Below are 15,534 nucleotides of genomic sequence, written 5' to 3' on the forward strand. Positions count from 1 at the left end.
GTTAAGTTGATAAAACTATTAATGATACTAGAAAAAGAGTAGAACATTGAATGCAATGTCCTACTCCCTACTAATTTATACTAAAATCTTTTCATCATTTGATTTTTTCTCTTTGTATACCGTTAATTTACCGTTATCTGCTTTTTTAAGTTGTCGTTTCTTCATTATACCCCATAAAGGTACAGCGATAAATACTGAAGAGAATACACCAGATACTAATCCAATTAATAATGCTAATGCGAAATTGAATAAGCTTGATGCCCCAAATATTAAAATCGCAACTACGACAACAATTACTGTTAAAACAGTATTAACGGAGCGAGTCATTGTTTGACGAATAGAGCGATTAACGATGTCATCGATTTGCTCTGGTTTGGTAATGACTTTAATTTTATGCAGATTTTCTCTTACACGGTCAAATGTTACAATCGTATCATTAATTGAATAACCTACGATAGTTAGTACTGCTGCAATAAATGTAATATCAACTTCCAAACGAAGTAAGCTGAATAATGCAACAATCATAAAGACATCATGCAGTAATGCTAATACTGATGATAGACCCATTCTCCATTCGAATCTTAGTGAAACATAGATAATAATACCTATTGCCGCATAGATAAGAGCCTTCATAGCGTTTTTAGCTAATTCTTGTCCAATCATTGGTGATACTGTATTTACAGTTGGTTTATGACCGTATTCATTGTTCACTTTTTTGTTAAGTTCTACAACTTCATTTTTAGATAAATCTTTCTTAAATTGCACAGTTGCTTGTTTATTCTCACTACCATTTATTTGAACTTGATCTGGAGTTAATCCCATGTCTTTCATCGTACGTTCAACTTTAGGTTGAGACAATTTTGTATCAGAGTCGATATCAACACGCGTACCTGCAGAGAAATCAATGCCTAAGTTTAATTTGAATATACTTAAAATCACAATACCAACAATCAAAATCAGAATACTGAATCCGATTAATGGTTTGGCTAATTTAACAAAATTCCACTTTTCATATGAAGTTTTAAGATCATGAACATTTACACCTTCATTAATATCATGTCTATTTTTCTTACTAACTCCAAATAGCCAGAATTTCTTCTTAAAGTAATTAGATGATACAAGTAATGATAATAAACCTCTTGATAAAAATACAGCTGTTACAAATATCATAAGAATACCTAAAAGTAACATTGTCGCAAAACCTTTTACTGAACTTTCACCGAAGAAGAATAATACACCCGCAGCAATAACTGTAGTTAAGTTCGAGTCAAATATCGTTAAGAATGAACTCTTGTTTGCTTTAGAGTAGGCTTGTTTTAACGTCCTACCAATTCGCAATTCATCTTTTATCCGTTCATACATAATTATGTTCGCATCTACAGCCATACCTACACCGAGTACGAGAGCTGCTAATCCTGGTAATGTAAGAACACCAGAAATGAAATTAAATGCTATTAATGTAAGATAAATATAAACAGTCAATGAGATGATAGCAACTAAACCAGGTAGCCTATAGAAACCGACCATAAATAGATATATAATTGCTACGCCTATCGCTGATGCAAACATTGTTTTATCAAGTGCATCTTGACCAAACTGTGCACCTACTGAATTAGAATAAATTTCTTTTAAATCAACAGGTAGTGAACCAGCATTTAGTAATTCTGCAATTTGTTTAGCTCTTTCTACACCTTGTTGACCATGGAATCCACCTGAAATTTCAACACTATCTGAATTAATAGGTTGATCTACTGAAGCAGCTGAAATGTATTTACGTTTATCTTCAGTTTTTTCTAACTCTTTATGGTAGCTATCACCTTTTTTATAATCAAGCCATACTACCATCATATTTTCTTGTTTTTTCGAAATTTCTTCTGTTACTTTTTTAAATTTAGCACGATCTTTTAATTTAAATGTAACAGCTGGTTCATTAGTACCTTGCTTAAATTCTTGTTTAGCTGAACCTTGTACAATATCTTTACCAGTTAATTTAACTTTATCATTGGCATCACGAATAGTTAAATTGGCTTGGGAAGACAATATTTTACGAGCTTCATCTGGATCTTTAACACCTGCTAATTGAACTCTAATTCTGTCTGGATCCTCAACTTGAATATGAGGTTCAGATACACCGAGAACATTGACACGATTTTCCAAAGTTCTAGCAGTCGATTGTAAGGCTTTCTCATCAATTTTTTTATCACCATCTAATGGTTTAACTTGATAAAGAACTTCAAATCCACCTTGTAAATCTAATCCAAGATTTACGTTTTTAACTACATTCTTATATGTAAGCCCCATTCCAACGAACAAAACGGCTACAATTAGTATGAATGCAATTATCCTACTAAATTTCTTCACATGAACACCTCATTGTTTACTTATGTACTAAGAATAATCTTTTAATAAACCATGTGCAAGTTAATTAAAAATTACATAGTTATTACATGACCTATATATATTAACATACTACATCTTTTAGTTAAATTAAGATTATTACGCATATACATATAATATAAAAAACTGTCAACATAGTATGAACTTTGTCGACAGTTTTAAATAAATAAATAAATTTCATTTCCCCTTAACTTTAAGAAGGGTCTACTTGTTTAATTGCTGGTTTTTCAAAAGTCATTTCTGTTCCATGACCATTAACTGTGATAACAACTGTAGTTTCATCAACAGCTTTAACAGTTCCTTTCAAACCACCAATAGTAGTAATACGTTGACCAGATTCGATTCGGCTAATCATTTCACGATGTTCTTTAGCACGTTTTTGTTGAGGTCGAATTAAAAAGAAATAAAATACTATAATTAAAATTATAGGTAAAATAAGTGCTGAAACGTTCATTATGTTGTCTCCTTATTAGAAATTTTTAGGGTTTTCTACATTAAGCCCATATTGTTCAAAGAATTCATCTTTAAAATCTAAAAGACGATCTTCTCGAATAGCTTGTCTAATATCTTCCATCAATTTTAGCAGAAAATGTAAATTATGAATAGTAGTAAGACGGATACCGAAAGTTTCTTCAGCTTTAATCAGATGTCTGATATAAGCACGTGAATAATTCTTACATGTGTAGCAATCACAATTTTCATCTAGTGGTTTAAAATCGTTTGCATATTTAGCATTCTTAATTACTAATCTTCCATTTGAAGTCATACATGTACCATTTCTAGCAATACGCGTTGGTAATACACAATCAAACATATCCATGCCACGTATGCTACATTCAATTAATGCATCAGGAGAACCTACGCCCATTAAATAACGAGGTTTATCATCTGGCATATATTGCACTGTATGTTCAACCATTTCATACATAACTGGTTTAGGTTCGCCTACCGACAATCCACCAATAGCATATCCAGGGAAATCTAAAGCAACTAATTCCTTAGCGCTTTGTTCTCTTAAATCTTTATATTCGCCACCTTGAATAATACCAAAGAGTGCTTGGTCCTCTGGGCGCTTATGTGCGTTTAAACAACGCTCAGCCCATCTCGTAGTGCGTTCAATTGAATCCTTAACATACTTATATTCAGAAGGCATAGGTGGGCATTCATCGAAAGCCATCATTATATCTGAACCTAAGTCATTTTGTATTTCCATTGATTTCTCTGGACTTAAAAATAACTTTGATCCATTTGTATGGTGTCTAAACTCAACACCTTCTTCAGTTATCTTACGGAGATTACTTAAACTAAATACTTGGAAACCACCTGAATCAGTAAGAATAGGGCCATCCCAATTCATAAACTTATGCAGACCCCCAGCTTGTTTGATAATATCATTTCCAGGTTGTAACCACAAATGATACGTATTTCCTAATATTATTTTCGCTTCTATTTGTCTTAATTCTTCAGGACTCATTGTTTTAACAGTTGCTTTTGTTCCTACCGGCATAAACATAGGCGTTTCAAAAGAACCGTGCGGTGTATGAACGATACCTAAACGTGCACCTGATTGTTTACAAGTCTTTATATGTTCATAAGTTACTGCTGGCATATTTAATACCTCTCATTCATTAAATAATTAACATCGCATCTCCAAAACTGAAAAATCTATATTCTAGTTTAACAGCTTCTTTATATGCGTTTAAAATGTTTTCTCGACTACTAAATGCTGATACAAGCATGACTAAAGTTGATTTAGGTAAATGGAAATTAGTAATTAAACCATCTATAGCTTTATATGTAAATCCTGGATATATAAAAATATCAGTCCATCCACTAACAGCTACAAATTCATTGTAATCACGACGAATAGTCTCTAGAGTCCTTGTTGAGGTTGTACCTACAGAAATGATTCTATGACCTTCTTTTTTTGTTTGATTTAATAAGTCAGCTGTTTCTTGGCTCATTTGATAATATTCACTATGCATTTCATGGTCATTAATATCTTCAACACTTACAGGTCTAAATGTTCCTAATCCAACATGCAATGTTATAAATGCAATATTTATACCTTTTGCTCTAATTTCATGTAAAAGTTCATCTGTAAAATGCAACCCTGCTGTTGGTGCTGCTGCAGAACCACTTTCTTTAGCGTAGACAGTTTGATAGCGGTCAGGATCATCTAACCGTTCTTTTATATATGGCGGTAAAGGCATTTCACCGAGTTCATTTAATCTTTCCTCAAGAATTCCTTCATAATGCAAACGCATGATACGTCCACCTTGATCCAATTCCTCTATACATTCAGCTATAATCTTACCCTCTCCGAAAGACAACTTATTCCCAACTTTAATTCGCTTTGCTGGTTTAAGTAAAACTTCCCAATCATTATTCTCAATTCGAGTAAGCATAAGCATTTCAACTTTTGCACCAGTCTCTTCTTTTAAACCAAATAATCGTGCAGGCATAACACGTGTATCATTTAAGACAAGTGTATCACCAGTTTCCAAGTAATCAATGACATCTTTAAAATGTTTGTGTTCAATGTTACCACTGTGTCTACCTAACACTAACAATCTACTTTGGTCTCTATCTTTTAAAGGGGTCTGAGCAATTAATGATTCAGGCAGGTCATAATCAAATTCCTCAACATTCATTTTTTATATCCCTCATTTATTAAAATTTTTGAAATGTTCGTATGCAAATGCAGTAGCTTTTCTACCTCTTGGTGTACGCTCTATAAATCCTTTTTGAATTAAAAAAGGCTCATAGACATCTTCAATTGTTATACGCTCCTCACCGATTGAAACAGCTATAGTATCAAGACCCACAGGACCACCATCATATTGATTAATGATGCATCTCATCATTTTATGATCAATGTAGTCTAAACCTTCTGCATCTACTTGAAGCAATTGTAAAGCTTGTTTAGTTGTCTCAATATAAATCTGTTCATCTTCATTGACTTGTTGAAAATCTCTAACTCGTTTCAATAAACGATTTGCGACTCGAGGCGTTCCTCGTGAACGTTTAGCTAACTCAGTTGCACTTTCATCATCAATTTTTGTATTTAACACTTCTGCTGTTCGAATTATAATTTCCTTTAAATCATTTTCATTATAATATTCTAATCTCAGATGAACGCCAAATCTATCTCTTAGTGGACCAGTTAAGCTTCCAGCCCGTGTAGTCGCACCTACTAGCGTAAATGGAGGCAAATCTATTCTAATACTACGAGCTTCATCACCTTTTCCAATGATAATATCAATGAAGAAATCCTCCATCGCTGAATATAAAACTTCTTCAACGGTGCTGCTTAAACGATGAATTTCGTCAATAAATAGTACATCCCCAGGTTGCAAACCAGATAGTATTGCTGCTAAGTCACCTGGTCTATCTAATGAAGGACCTGAGACAGTTCTTATATTAACGTTCATTTCATTTGCGATAATATTGGATAGTGTTGTTTTACCTAATCCTGGTGGTCCGAATAGAAGTACATGATCTAATGGCTCTTCACGTAGTTTAGCAGCTTTAATGAATACTTCTAAGTTGTTCTTTATTGATGATTGCCCAATATATTGTTTTAACATTGTTGGTCTAAGTGATAATTCGAAAGAAGTTTCTTCACTATGCAAAGATTGATCAACCATTCTGTCATCCATAGTTTCTCCCCCCCAGTTACATTAGTAGTTGTAAATAATATGATTTTTATAATTTAAGACACAAGTGTTTTTAATCCTAGTTTTACTGCTTCATCAACAGAATCAAATGTTGATTTGTTGAGTACTTTTTCAACTTTAGAAATTTCTCGTTTTGAGTAACCTAAAGCTTCTAGGGCGAGTAATGCTTCTTTAACTAGTTTTTCGTTATTTGAACTTTCTTCATTGATGCTTAAAAGTGTCTCAGTTGTTTCATTTGTAATTTGAACTTTGCCTTTTAGATCCAGCACAATTTGACGTGCAGTTTTCTTACCAATACCTGGAAACTTAGTCAAATAAACATCATTCTCATTTTCAATTGCTATTTTAACTTCATTTGGTGTACTAGTAGCTAAAATTGCTAATGCAGACTTTGGACCTATACCTGTAACTTTGATTAAACTTAAGAACATATCTTTTTCTTCTTCATTAATAAATCCATAAAGTAACTGAGCATCTTCTCTAACAATTAAAGATGTATAAATTACTAATTCTTTCTCCAAATATTTTTGAAATCGATAGGAATTTGGAGTCTGAATTTCATATCCAACCCCATTAGTTGATTCAACAACTACATGCGTTGGAAATAATTGCGTCAATTTACCTCTAATATAAGCGTACATTCGTTACCTTCCTTACATACTCATACTTATTAATTCAACTTTAGAAACATGTTCAATATTTCTTAATGCCTTTATAATTTCATCAATTGAAATGGTGGTATCTTTTGCGCTAAGTGATAATGTTATCGTAGCTTTCTCTTCCATTGGTACACTTTGATGTATAGTAAGAACAGATAATTGCAATTTAGAAACCTTATTAAGTACTTGCGCTAACATCCCAACAATATCATTAACATAAAGAATAAGCGTAAATTCACGATGATTTAACATTTTTTCATCTACAGGGAAGATTGTTTCTCTATATTTATAAAATGCACTACGTGAAAGATCAAATAATTTAACAGCTTCATAAATGGACAATTCCGGATTATTTTTTAAAGCATCTTTAATTTTTAATGTTTTTACCACTGATTCAGGTAAGACATCTTCACGTATCAAGTAAAACTTTTTATAATCTTTGTTGTCCACTGTTAGCACTCCTATTCTACAAATTCAAATTCTCCACCTAAAATTCTAACGATGTCTCCATTACTACAGCCACGTTCTCTCAGTGCATCATCAATACCCATTGAACGCATTTGTCTAGCAAACCTTCTTACTGCTGGGTCACTATTAAAGTCTGTCATTTTGAACATTCTCTCAATTGCATTACCACTTACTACATACGCACCATCGTCGTCTCTAGTGATAGTGAATTTATCTTGAGAAGGCGTATGTTTATAAAGTACACGGTTAACACCTATTTCTTCATCGTTATCAACGCTAAAGTCAATATCTTTAACTTCATCTAATTTATCTGCTATAGCGTATAATAACTGTTCAATATTATCTCTTGTAATTGTAGAAACAGGAATTATCGTAATGCTATCATCTACTTGTTCTTTAAATAAAGTTAAATTATCTTGTGCATCGGGCATATCCATTTTATTAGCGACCACAATTTGAGGTCTATCCTCTAATCGTTGTTTATAATTTATTAATTCTTTATTTATAATTTGGTAATCATCAAATGGATCTCTACCTTCTGATCCACTCATATCTATCATATGAACAATCACTTTTGTACGTTCAACATGTCTTAAAAACTGATGTCCTAATCCAACACCATCTGAAGCACCTTCAATTAAACCTGGTAAATCGGCCATAACAAAACTTCTATTGTCAGGTGTTGAAACGACACCTAAATTTGGCTTAATTGTAGTAAAATGATACGCACCAATCTTTGGTTTTGCTTTTGAAACTATTGACAATAATGTTGATTTACCAACACTAGGGAATCCAACTAATCCAACATCTGCTAATAATTTAAGCTCTAATATTACATCTAATTCTTCACCTGGCTCACCATTTTCACTAAAGTCTGGTGCTGGGTTTCTAGGTGTAGCAAAACGAGAGTTACCTCGTCCACCTCGTCCACCACGAGCTACAACAGCACGTTGGCCATCTTCAACAAGGTCAGCTAATACTTCATCAGTTTCCACACTTTTGATTATTGTACCAGGAGGTACTTTTAACACTAAATCATCTGCACCTCTACCATGCATATTACTACTTTGCCCATTCTCGCCCTTTTTAGCTTTAAAATGACGTTGGTATCTAAAATCTAATAATGTTCTTAATCCCTCATCTACTTCAAAAACAACTGATGCGCCCTTACCACCGTCGCCACCAGCTGGTCCTCCAAACGGAACATATTTCTCTCTTCTATAGGCAGTGATACCATTACCACCATCACCAGCTTTAAGAGATATTGTAACTTGATCGACAAACATATATCTCACCTCTTTTACGATTTGTTCTTTAATGACAACATTATATCATTATCCATTAAAGCATGAAAAATTAACACTATAAAGTTACTACTTTTGTATTAAAACAAAATAAAACACCAGAAGTATTCACTTCTGGTGTTAACTAGACAAAATTATTCAGCTACTGCGTATACAGAAACTTGTTTTTTGTCGCGACCTTTACGTTCGAAACGAACAACGCCGTCGATTTTAGCGAATAATGTATCATCGCCACCACGACCTACATTTTCACCAGGATAAATTTTAGTACCACGTTGACGGTATAAAATAGAACCGCCTGTAACGTATTGACCATCAGCACGTTTAGCACCTAAACGTTTTGATTCTGAGTCACGACCGTTTTTAGTAGAACTTACCCCTTTTTTAGATGCGAAGAACTGTAAGTTTAATTTTAACATCGGGATACACCTCACTTGTAATTTAATCTGATATTTTCATTATATTCATCTTCAATCGTTTGTAAAGAAACTAACATTGCTTGAAGAATTAATTGCGCTTGTTCATTGTTTGTATCTACACTTCTTATATGAAAATGACCTCCATCATCCTCATAGTCAATGTCTGGTTTCTCAGAAGTTAAACCTAGAATTGCATTAACGCTTCCAAATAAAACCGCTGAGGCACCTGCACAAACAATGTCATGTCCATATTCACCATGATTAGCATGACCATCCATAATAACGTCTGTTACTTTTCCACTATCATTAATAGTGATGTCAACTGTAATCATAAATTAAGCGTTGATTTTATCAATAGTTAATTTAGTATATGGTTGACGATGGCCTTTTTTACGTTTAGAGTCTTTACGACGTTTATACGTAAATACAGTGATTTTTTTACCGCGACCTTGTTTGTTAACTGTAGCAGTAACAGTAGCACCTTCAACAGTTGGGGCACCAACTTTAACTGAATCGCCACCTACAAATAATACTTTATCAAATGTGAATGAGTCACCTTCATTAACATCTAATTTTTCAACGAAGATTTCTTGACCTTCTTCTACTTTAATTTGTTTACCGCCTGTTTCGATAATAGCAAACATACTTTGCACCTCCTATATTAATAAGTCACGCCATATATAGGTGACATTAAAAATGTTCTTAAACCTATATTTGAGCGGTTGTATGTAGCTATAAAACTACTCAACTATTGCATCTTACCATTACTAAATACCGGTGTCAATCTTGTATATGAGTTTTTTTCATAAATTTTATAAAAACTGGGAAAAGTATAATAAGTAAAATGACATTTAATATAATAGTTGGAATCATTCTTAATAAGATGAAATTGATTATATCAATATTAGCAAATCCAATCACACCATAAATAATTGCTACGTAAATTTCGAAAACAATAATACTAATAATACTCAAAATACAAATCATTGTATAATCTCGATAAAAAACTTTAAGAAATTTATCAAATATAACGACAAGTGCTAAGTAACCAAACATATATAATCCATAGACACTGCCGACATATATATCAGTTACGATTCCAAACAGAATTGCGAATATTAATCCGATTCCAAAGCCACGATAAATCGTTATCAACAAAATATACAACAAAATTAAGTGAGGAATAAAATTAAACTCGAAATGACCAAGATGCATTGGGATTAGAAGTCCAATGATACTGTCAATGTAAAACAGTACTACACCAACGATTAAGTACAAAAATACTCTCATCAATTGTCCCTGCTTTCATCGGCAGCGTTGTCAGGATCTTTTTTGGCGATATATATGTGGCTAATATCGGATAAATTAGCGCCTGTTTTAACTCTAACTTCTTTTGCTAATCCATACTCATCATTTTCAACTTTGGTCACTTCACCTATGTATAAATCACTTGGTAATTGATCGGCCAACCCACTAGTTATGACCTTATCGCCTTTTGAAATCTTATCTTTATTATTGATATTGCCAATGACTAGTTCTTGATTCTTTTTATCATACTGGTCGATTAAGCCAAATACATTTTTAGAATCGTGTTGAATGTTAACAGACAATTTACCTGTTCTAGTGTTAGTAGATAATAAGTCTACTTGTGCTGAAAATTGGTTAACTTTCGTTACTCTTCCAACTAAACCTTCAGCTGTCATAACAGCCATATTTGATTTAACACCGTCTTTATTTCCTTTATCAATGATTACTGTATTCATCCATTGGTCAGCATTTCTAGCGATTACAGCACCAGAAATTGGATCATATTTAGAAATATCAGTCATATCTAATTCTTTTTTTAAATCTTTATTTTCCGCTTCTAACTTTTCATTTTTAGCCTCTAGTTGTTTTACTTTCTTGTTGTCAGTTGTTTTATTTGAGCTAAAAAGATTATTTATCGCTCCAGTAACAAAATTGACAGGATAGCTCACGACTCTTTGCCCAAGAGAAACAGAATCCCCCACATATTGTTCAGGAGGTGATTGTGTATGTGACCTTAATGACAAACCAATCAGTGCAATAAAAATTATAACCGCACAAAAAACAACAATTAATTTGTTATTTTTAAAAAACTTTTGCACTTATAACACCTCTACAAATTCTTATTTAAATCATCCTTTATTATTTTATATTACTCGTTGTTTGAAATAAAGCACTAAGTTCATTCTATATCAACATCTTTAATTAAAAAAGAGATTAGATATCACGACTATTACGCAATGCGTCAAATAGTTAGTGGTACCTAATCTTAATAAACTCAGTATGAACTCAATTTAGTTATTTATCTTTATCCTTTTTATCATCATCACTATAAAGTTTTTCATCTTTTCTCCATTTAGCGAAAAGATTTTGTGCTTTAGCTTGTTCATTTGCTTGTTTTTCTTTAGATTGTTCAGACATGTATCACACCAACCTTTAAAATATAGTTTATAACTTAACCATAACGTAGAAAATAAACTAGTTCAATTATGAAAACTTAATTAATATGCATCAAAAGGCTTTAATTCAATATATTGACCAAGTGCATTCAAATCTTGTTCCATTTCTATTTCAGTTCGATATACTTTTATCTGATCACTACCAAATTTATAAATAATGAATTCGTCATTACGTTGTCCAGCAATGTAATTGTCATTATATCCCATTCTTCCTAAGCATGATACCGCCATAAACTCTTTCTTATCTATGTATTTAAATACATTTCTTGTTTGACTTGCCGGGATATTTTGTAAAATATCATTATCCTCAAGCACATAACGCTTACCTTTTGTTGATATGTTATGAGGACGATTTAAATTGTTTGGTGAGTTATTCAACTGCTCGTTGTTTATAGAATGATTTATCGGATTCCAATCTTGATCCCTTAGAAATGGTGCGTATTTTAATGCAAAATATATAATACAAATAATAGCTATAACTGCAATAATATTTTTTATAATACTAAGAAAAAAACGCATTAAATACCCTCCAATAGTAATCTTTATTATAATAGAATAATACTATATCAACATCAGTCTTTAGCATGATAATGGTATGTACTAAAGTATGATTCCAAATTAATCCTAGATGCTTTATAATAAGGTTATATTATCGTTTATGGATATTCATGAGGAGTGTTGATAATGAGTATTGTGAGTATCATTTTAATTGCATTACTTGTGATATTGTTATTTAGAGTTGGGTTTGCAATTCTTAGATTTATAATATCTGCAGCCTTAATATTATTAGGATTATATTTAGGATATCAAGGCATACTTTGGATTATGGAAAATTTCCAAGTACTATCAGCCTATATTCAATAAATTATTAAACTAGCCATGTCTCAATTCTTGTAGGATTGATATTGCAATGGCTAGTTTTATTTTTTAAATGTATGTGTCAGATAGTTAAATAATTTATATACACCTGATAATAATAGTCCCCATATTACCCCTGTAATTAACGAGGCAAAAATTAATGATGCTATATTAGTATTTTGACCGCTAATCAGTACACCTATTACAGAAAATAAGACAATCCCTATCATAGATAAAACAATTGTCGTGAACATTTCCTTAAGTCCAATCGTATGTTCTTTGATTGTCAGTCTAAGAACATAAACTACTGGTATCAAAATTCCTATTATTAAAAATAATGTCATAATGCACCTCTATAAAATTTTTCAACCACAATTATACAGGATTACTAATATTTTAAACAAATGATACCATTAATTACTCAAGTCAAAGTAACCTTCTTCTACTAAACTAGCATATTTTTGATCACCAATAATTATATGATCAAGGACTTGAATTCCTAGTAATTCACCACATTCCTTTAATCTAATTGTTGTTTCAATATCTTCTTTAGAAGGTGTGACATCGCCAGAAGGATGATTATGTAAAACTATAATCGCATTACTAGATGCTCTAATAGCTGCTTTGAAAACTTCACGTGGATGTATTACTGAAGAATTTAATGTCCCTTTATAGATTGTTTCTTCTTTTATCACAATATTTTTAGAGTTTAATAAAAGTACTACAAAATGTTCTTGAGTCAAATCTTTCATTTTTGACATCATAATATTAGATACATCACTTGGTGATGTTATCTTAATTTTTTCATTAAAATCTCTAGCATACATTCTTTCACCTAATTCAAAAGCAGCTTTAAGGATGACTGCTTTATATAGTCCAATTCCTTTAATTGTTGTTAAATCATTAATTGATAAATGTTTTAGTTCTTTCAAACCATTAAAGCTAATCATTAATTCATTAGCAATATCTAAACTTGAAAATCCTTGTCTTCCTGTATTTATAAGAATTGCTAATAACTCACTATTAGATAAACTTTTTGCTCCATTGTGAATAAGACGCTCTCTAGGTAATTCAGACTTTGCCATACTTTTAATTCTCAAACTAGATCAACCTTTCTAAATGTATAATAGCGTGCTCTGGTATAAATAATTTGTCATCATAAAACCAATAAACATGAATGGTACAAAAGGAATATAAGTTTGCTGTTTCATTATTAATAAAATTGAAGAAACTATAATAGCGATTATTAGCGTATAAAGAAGAAATATCAAATAAAAGTGATATGGGAAAAAACAAGATAAGATACTTAAAAGTAATATATCACCATATCCTATTTGTCTTGGAAAAAGAAAATAATATAGATGAAATATTAAAGTGAAGAATATAAAGGTTGAAAAATAAATCATCGTGATTTTTGCACATACAATAGTATATAGAATTATTATGACTATATTAATTGTTAACGTTTGAAGGTCATACAATGCCATTGTAAGAAGGAATAAATAAGTAGTAATAAATAGAGAGAAGTGTACATTAGTATCAAAATTAATTATTAAAGGTATAATTAAGAAAGCTAAGCATTCCCCAAAAATATAATGACGTTTTAACTTTTGATTACAACAATTAGATTTTCCTTTTAAAATAAAAAAGCTAAATATGGGTATTAATTCGAACCAACATAATTTACGACCGCAATAATCACACTTGGAACGCCTAACAAGATAATTCAAATTCAAACTGTTCGTATTGGTGAGATGGTATAAAAAACTAAACAAAACACTACAAACATAAGATATTAATAACACTAGCATCACCTAAACTAATTATAACTATTTCACCTTGAAAGTAAATGAGTTATGTTATTTATTTTATAAATAAATAATAGTATTTAAGAAAAATATTAATTTCATTATCAATAACTAAAATTTAGTGATAATCAAATATCCCCGAGTCATTTAGGTACAATGTTATCCTAAATGACTTGGGGATATACTAATTCAAGTTTAAAATTCAGTTTTACTTTTTACTTCACTTATAAAATATAAACTACCAGTAATTAATAACCCATTGCCATCATATTTTTTTATAAAAGAAACATAATCATCAATAAATTCAATATGCTCTAAATTTACTTGTTCTGACAACTCATCTTTAGTCAATGCTTTAGGGAAATCGAATTCAGTGAAATATAGGTGATTTGAGATCTCTTCAAGTTTATTAAGCATGCCATGCACTGGTTTACCTTTTATTGCCGAGAAAAGAACGTCCATTTTTTCGTTATCATAATAATTCTTGATCGTATCAATTAAAGCTTCAATACTTTCGTTATTGTGGGCTCCATCTATAATGATTAATGGATTCTCTTTTACTTGTTCAATACGACCAGTCCAACTAACACTCTCAATAGCATCAATCATTTTATTAAAATCTAGCGTAATAATTTCTTGTTCATATAGCTCAATCAATGCAGTAATTGCAAGCGCTGCATTTTCTTTTTGATGTTCACCAAGCATGTTTAAAATAATTGTTTCTAGCTCATAGCCCTTATAACGATAAGTGAATTCATCTTCTTGTGAAACAACCACAATTTCACGGTCTAATTCAATTGGTTTCGCCTCATTACTTTCAGCTAGGTCTCTAATATATTTTAATGCTTCTTCATTTTTAACAGCATAAATCACAGGTATATTAGGTTTAATAATAGCACCCTTGTCTTTTGCAATATCTAAATAAGTGTTACCTAAAATATCAGTATGATCTAATCCAATACTTGTAAGTACTGAGAGAATTGGGTTAAACACATTAGTGGAGTCATTTTTTATACCTAACCCTGCTTCAACTACAACAAAATCAACAGGGTGAATTTGTCCAAAGTATACAAACATCATTGTTGTAATGATTTCAAACTCAGTAGCACCACCTAGTTCTGTTTCCTGCTCTAAAGCTTCACTAATTGGTTTAACTATTTCGACTAATTCAACAATCTCGTCATTTGTAATTGGAAGTCCATTTAGACTAATTCTTTCATTAAAATTTTCAATAAATGGAGAAGTAAAAGTTCCTACCTCATAACCATTTTCCACTAAAGCGGCTCTAATGTAAGCTACAGTTGAGCCTTTACCATTTGTACCACCAACATGTATGCCTCTAATATTTAATTGAGGGTTATTCAAACGATCTAGCATCCACTCCATACGTTTTACACCAGGTTTGACACCAAATTTAGTTCTCTCATGTATCCAATACAAACTCTCTAGGTAATTCAT

Annotated in this window: 20 protein-coding genes and 1 other annotated feature; of the genes, 1 reads left to right on the forward strand and 19 read right to left on the reverse strand. The window is 31.6% G+C overall.

The window, feature by feature from the left end:
* Nucleotides 1-75: 75 nt before the first annotated feature.
* From secDF to HMPREF2715_RS01280, 15 genes are all read right to left on the reverse strand, one after another.
* The gene (secDF, locus tag HMPREF2715_RS01215) at nucleotides 76-2,361 is read right to left on the reverse strand and encodes a protein translocase subunit SecDF (protein ID WP_070580833.1); all 2,286 of its coding nucleotides are present in this window, start codon (nucleotides 2,359-2,361) and stop codon (nucleotides 76-78) included.
* A gap of 229 nt (nucleotides 2,362-2,590) precedes the next feature.
* Nucleotides 2,591-2,851, reverse strand: a complete 261-nt coding sequence (yajC, locus tag HMPREF2715_RS01220) for a preprotein translocase subunit YajC (RefSeq protein ID WP_011275581.1) — start codon at nucleotides 2,849-2,851, stop codon at nucleotides 2,591-2,593.
* Between the two features lie 15 nt (nucleotides 2,852-2,866).
* A complete protein-coding gene (gene tgt, locus HMPREF2715_RS01225; RefSeq protein WP_037536731.1) occupies nucleotides 2,867-4,006 on the reverse strand; it encodes a tRNA guanosine(34) transglycosylase Tgt in 1,140 nt (379 codons plus the stop codon).
* Between the two features lie 19 nt (nucleotides 4,007-4,025).
* Complete coding sequence (gene queA, locus HMPREF2715_RS01230) at nucleotides 4,026-5,051, reverse strand: tRNA preQ1(34) S-adenosylmethionine ribosyltransferase-isomerase QueA (RefSeq protein ID WP_070580836.1); 1,026 nt, start codon at nucleotides 5,049-5,051, stop codon at nucleotides 4,026-4,028.
* 12 nt (nucleotides 5,052-5,063) lie between these two features.
* Nucleotides 5,064-6,059, reverse strand: coding sequence for a Holliday junction branch migration DNA helicase RuvB (gene ruvB / locus HMPREF2715_RS01235; RefSeq protein ID WP_037536735.1), 996 nt, complete (start codon nucleotides 6,057-6,059; stop codon nucleotides 5,064-5,066).
* Nucleotides 6,060-6,112: 53 nt separating this feature from the next.
* Nucleotides 6,113-6,718 carry a Holliday junction branch migration protein RuvA gene (gene ruvA, locus HMPREF2715_RS01240; protein WP_070839182.1) on the reverse strand — a complete coding sequence of 202 codons (606 nt, stop codon included), beginning with the start codon at nucleotides 6,716-6,718 and terminating at the stop codon, nucleotides 6,113-6,115.
* 12 nt (nucleotides 6,719-6,730) lie between these two features.
* Nucleotides 6,731-7,186 (reverse strand): ACT domain-containing protein, encoded by a 456-nt coding sequence (locus HMPREF2715_RS01245; RefSeq protein ID WP_070580841.1) that lies wholly within the window; start codon nucleotides 7,184-7,186, stop codon nucleotides 6,731-6,733.
* 11 nt (nucleotides 7,187-7,197) lie between these two features.
* On the reverse strand, nucleotides 7,198-8,490 hold the full coding sequence (obgE, locus tag HMPREF2715_RS01250; RefSeq protein ID WP_070580842.1) for a GTPase ObgE: 1,293 nt from the start codon (nucleotides 8,488-8,490) through the stop codon (nucleotides 7,198-7,200).
* 152 nt (nucleotides 8,491-8,642) lie between these two features.
* The gene (rpmA, locus tag HMPREF2715_RS01255) at nucleotides 8,643-8,927 is read right to left on the reverse strand and encodes a 50S ribosomal protein L27 (protein WP_011275573.1); all 285 of its coding nucleotides are present in this window, start codon (nucleotides 8,925-8,927) and stop codon (nucleotides 8,643-8,645) included.
* Nucleotides 8,928-8,938: 11 nt separating this feature from the next.
* A complete protein-coding gene (locus HMPREF2715_RS01260) occupies nucleotides 8,939-9,259 on the reverse strand; it encodes a ribosomal-processing cysteine protease Prp (RefSeq protein ID WP_037536746.1) in 321 nt (106 codons plus the stop codon).
* Nucleotides 9,260-9,262: 3 nt separating this feature from the next.
* The gene (gene rplU, locus HMPREF2715_RS01265) at nucleotides 9,263-9,571 is read right to left on the reverse strand and encodes a 50S ribosomal protein L21 (RefSeq protein ID WP_002448968.1); all 309 of its coding nucleotides are present in this window, start codon (nucleotides 9,569-9,571) and stop codon (nucleotides 9,263-9,265) included.
* 13 nt (nucleotides 9,572-9,584) lie between these two features.
* Nucleotides 9,585-9,661: a sequence feature (ribosomal protein L21 leader region), on the reverse strand.
* Nucleotides 9,662-9,707: 46 nt separating this feature from the next.
* Nucleotides 9,708-10,217, reverse strand: coding sequence for a rod shape-determining protein MreD (gene mreD / locus HMPREF2715_RS01270; protein WP_070580843.1), 510 nt, complete (start codon nucleotides 10,215-10,217; stop codon nucleotides 9,708-9,710).
* Nucleotides 10,217-11,053: a rod shape-determining protein MreC gene (gene mreC / locus HMPREF2715_RS01275; protein WP_070580845.1), complete on the reverse strand. Its 837-nt coding sequence runs from the start codon at nucleotides 11,051-11,053 to the stop codon at nucleotides 10,217-10,219. The genes mreD and mreC overlap by 1 nt, the downstream gene beginning before the upstream one ends.
* A 196-nt stretch (nucleotides 11,054-11,249) precedes the next feature.
* A complete protein-coding gene (locus HMPREF2715_RS12180) occupies nucleotides 11,250-11,372 on the reverse strand; it encodes a hypothetical protein (protein ID WP_011275568.1) in 123 nt (40 codons plus the stop codon).
* A gap of 80 nt (nucleotides 11,373-11,452) precedes the next feature.
* Entirely contained in the window at nucleotides 11,453-11,929 is a 477-nt protein-coding gene (locus tag HMPREF2715_RS01280) for a DUF4930 family protein (RefSeq protein WP_070580847.1), read from the reverse strand.
* Between the two features lie 165 nt (nucleotides 11,930-12,094).
* On the opposite strand from HMPREF2715_RS01280, the gene HMPREF2715_RS01285 reads away from it, so the two are divergent.
* Complete coding sequence (locus HMPREF2715_RS01285; protein WP_011275566.1) at nucleotides 12,095-12,274, forward strand: hypothetical protein; 180 nt, start codon at nucleotides 12,095-12,097, stop codon at nucleotides 12,272-12,274.
* A 56-nt stretch (nucleotides 12,275-12,330) separates the two neighbouring features.
* Here HMPREF2715_RS01285 and HMPREF2715_RS01290 read toward each other — a convergent pair whose 3' ends face one another.
* From HMPREF2715_RS01290 to HMPREF2715_RS01300, 4 genes are all read right to left on the reverse strand, one after another.
* Nucleotides 12,331-12,612: a hypothetical protein gene (locus HMPREF2715_RS01290; RefSeq protein ID WP_070580849.1), complete on the reverse strand. Its 282-nt coding sequence runs from the start codon at nucleotides 12,610-12,612 to the stop codon at nucleotides 12,331-12,333.
* A gap of 69 nt (nucleotides 12,613-12,681) precedes the next feature.
* Nucleotides 12,682-13,368 (reverse strand): RadC family protein, encoded by a 687-nt coding sequence (radC, locus tag HMPREF2715_RS01295; protein WP_037550985.1) that lies wholly within the window; start codon nucleotides 13,366-13,368, stop codon nucleotides 12,682-12,684.
* A 15-nt stretch (nucleotides 13,369-13,383) separates the two neighbouring features.
* The gene (locus HMPREF2715_RS12395) at nucleotides 13,384-14,079 is read right to left on the reverse strand and encodes a prepilin peptidase (RefSeq protein ID WP_076742256.1); all 696 of its coding nucleotides are present in this window, start codon (nucleotides 14,077-14,079) and stop codon (nucleotides 13,384-13,386) included.
* A gap of 192 nt (nucleotides 14,080-14,271) precedes the next feature.
* Complete coding sequence (locus HMPREF2715_RS01300; RefSeq protein WP_070580851.1) at nucleotides 14,272-15,534, reverse strand: bifunctional folylpolyglutamate synthase/dihydrofolate synthase; 1,263 nt, start codon at nucleotides 15,532-15,534, stop codon at nucleotides 14,272-14,274.

The organism is Staphylococcus sp. HMSC062A01, assembly GCF_001836805.1.
Lineage (GTDB): Bacteria > Bacillota > Bacilli > Staphylococcales > Staphylococcaceae > Staphylococcus > Staphylococcus haemolyticus.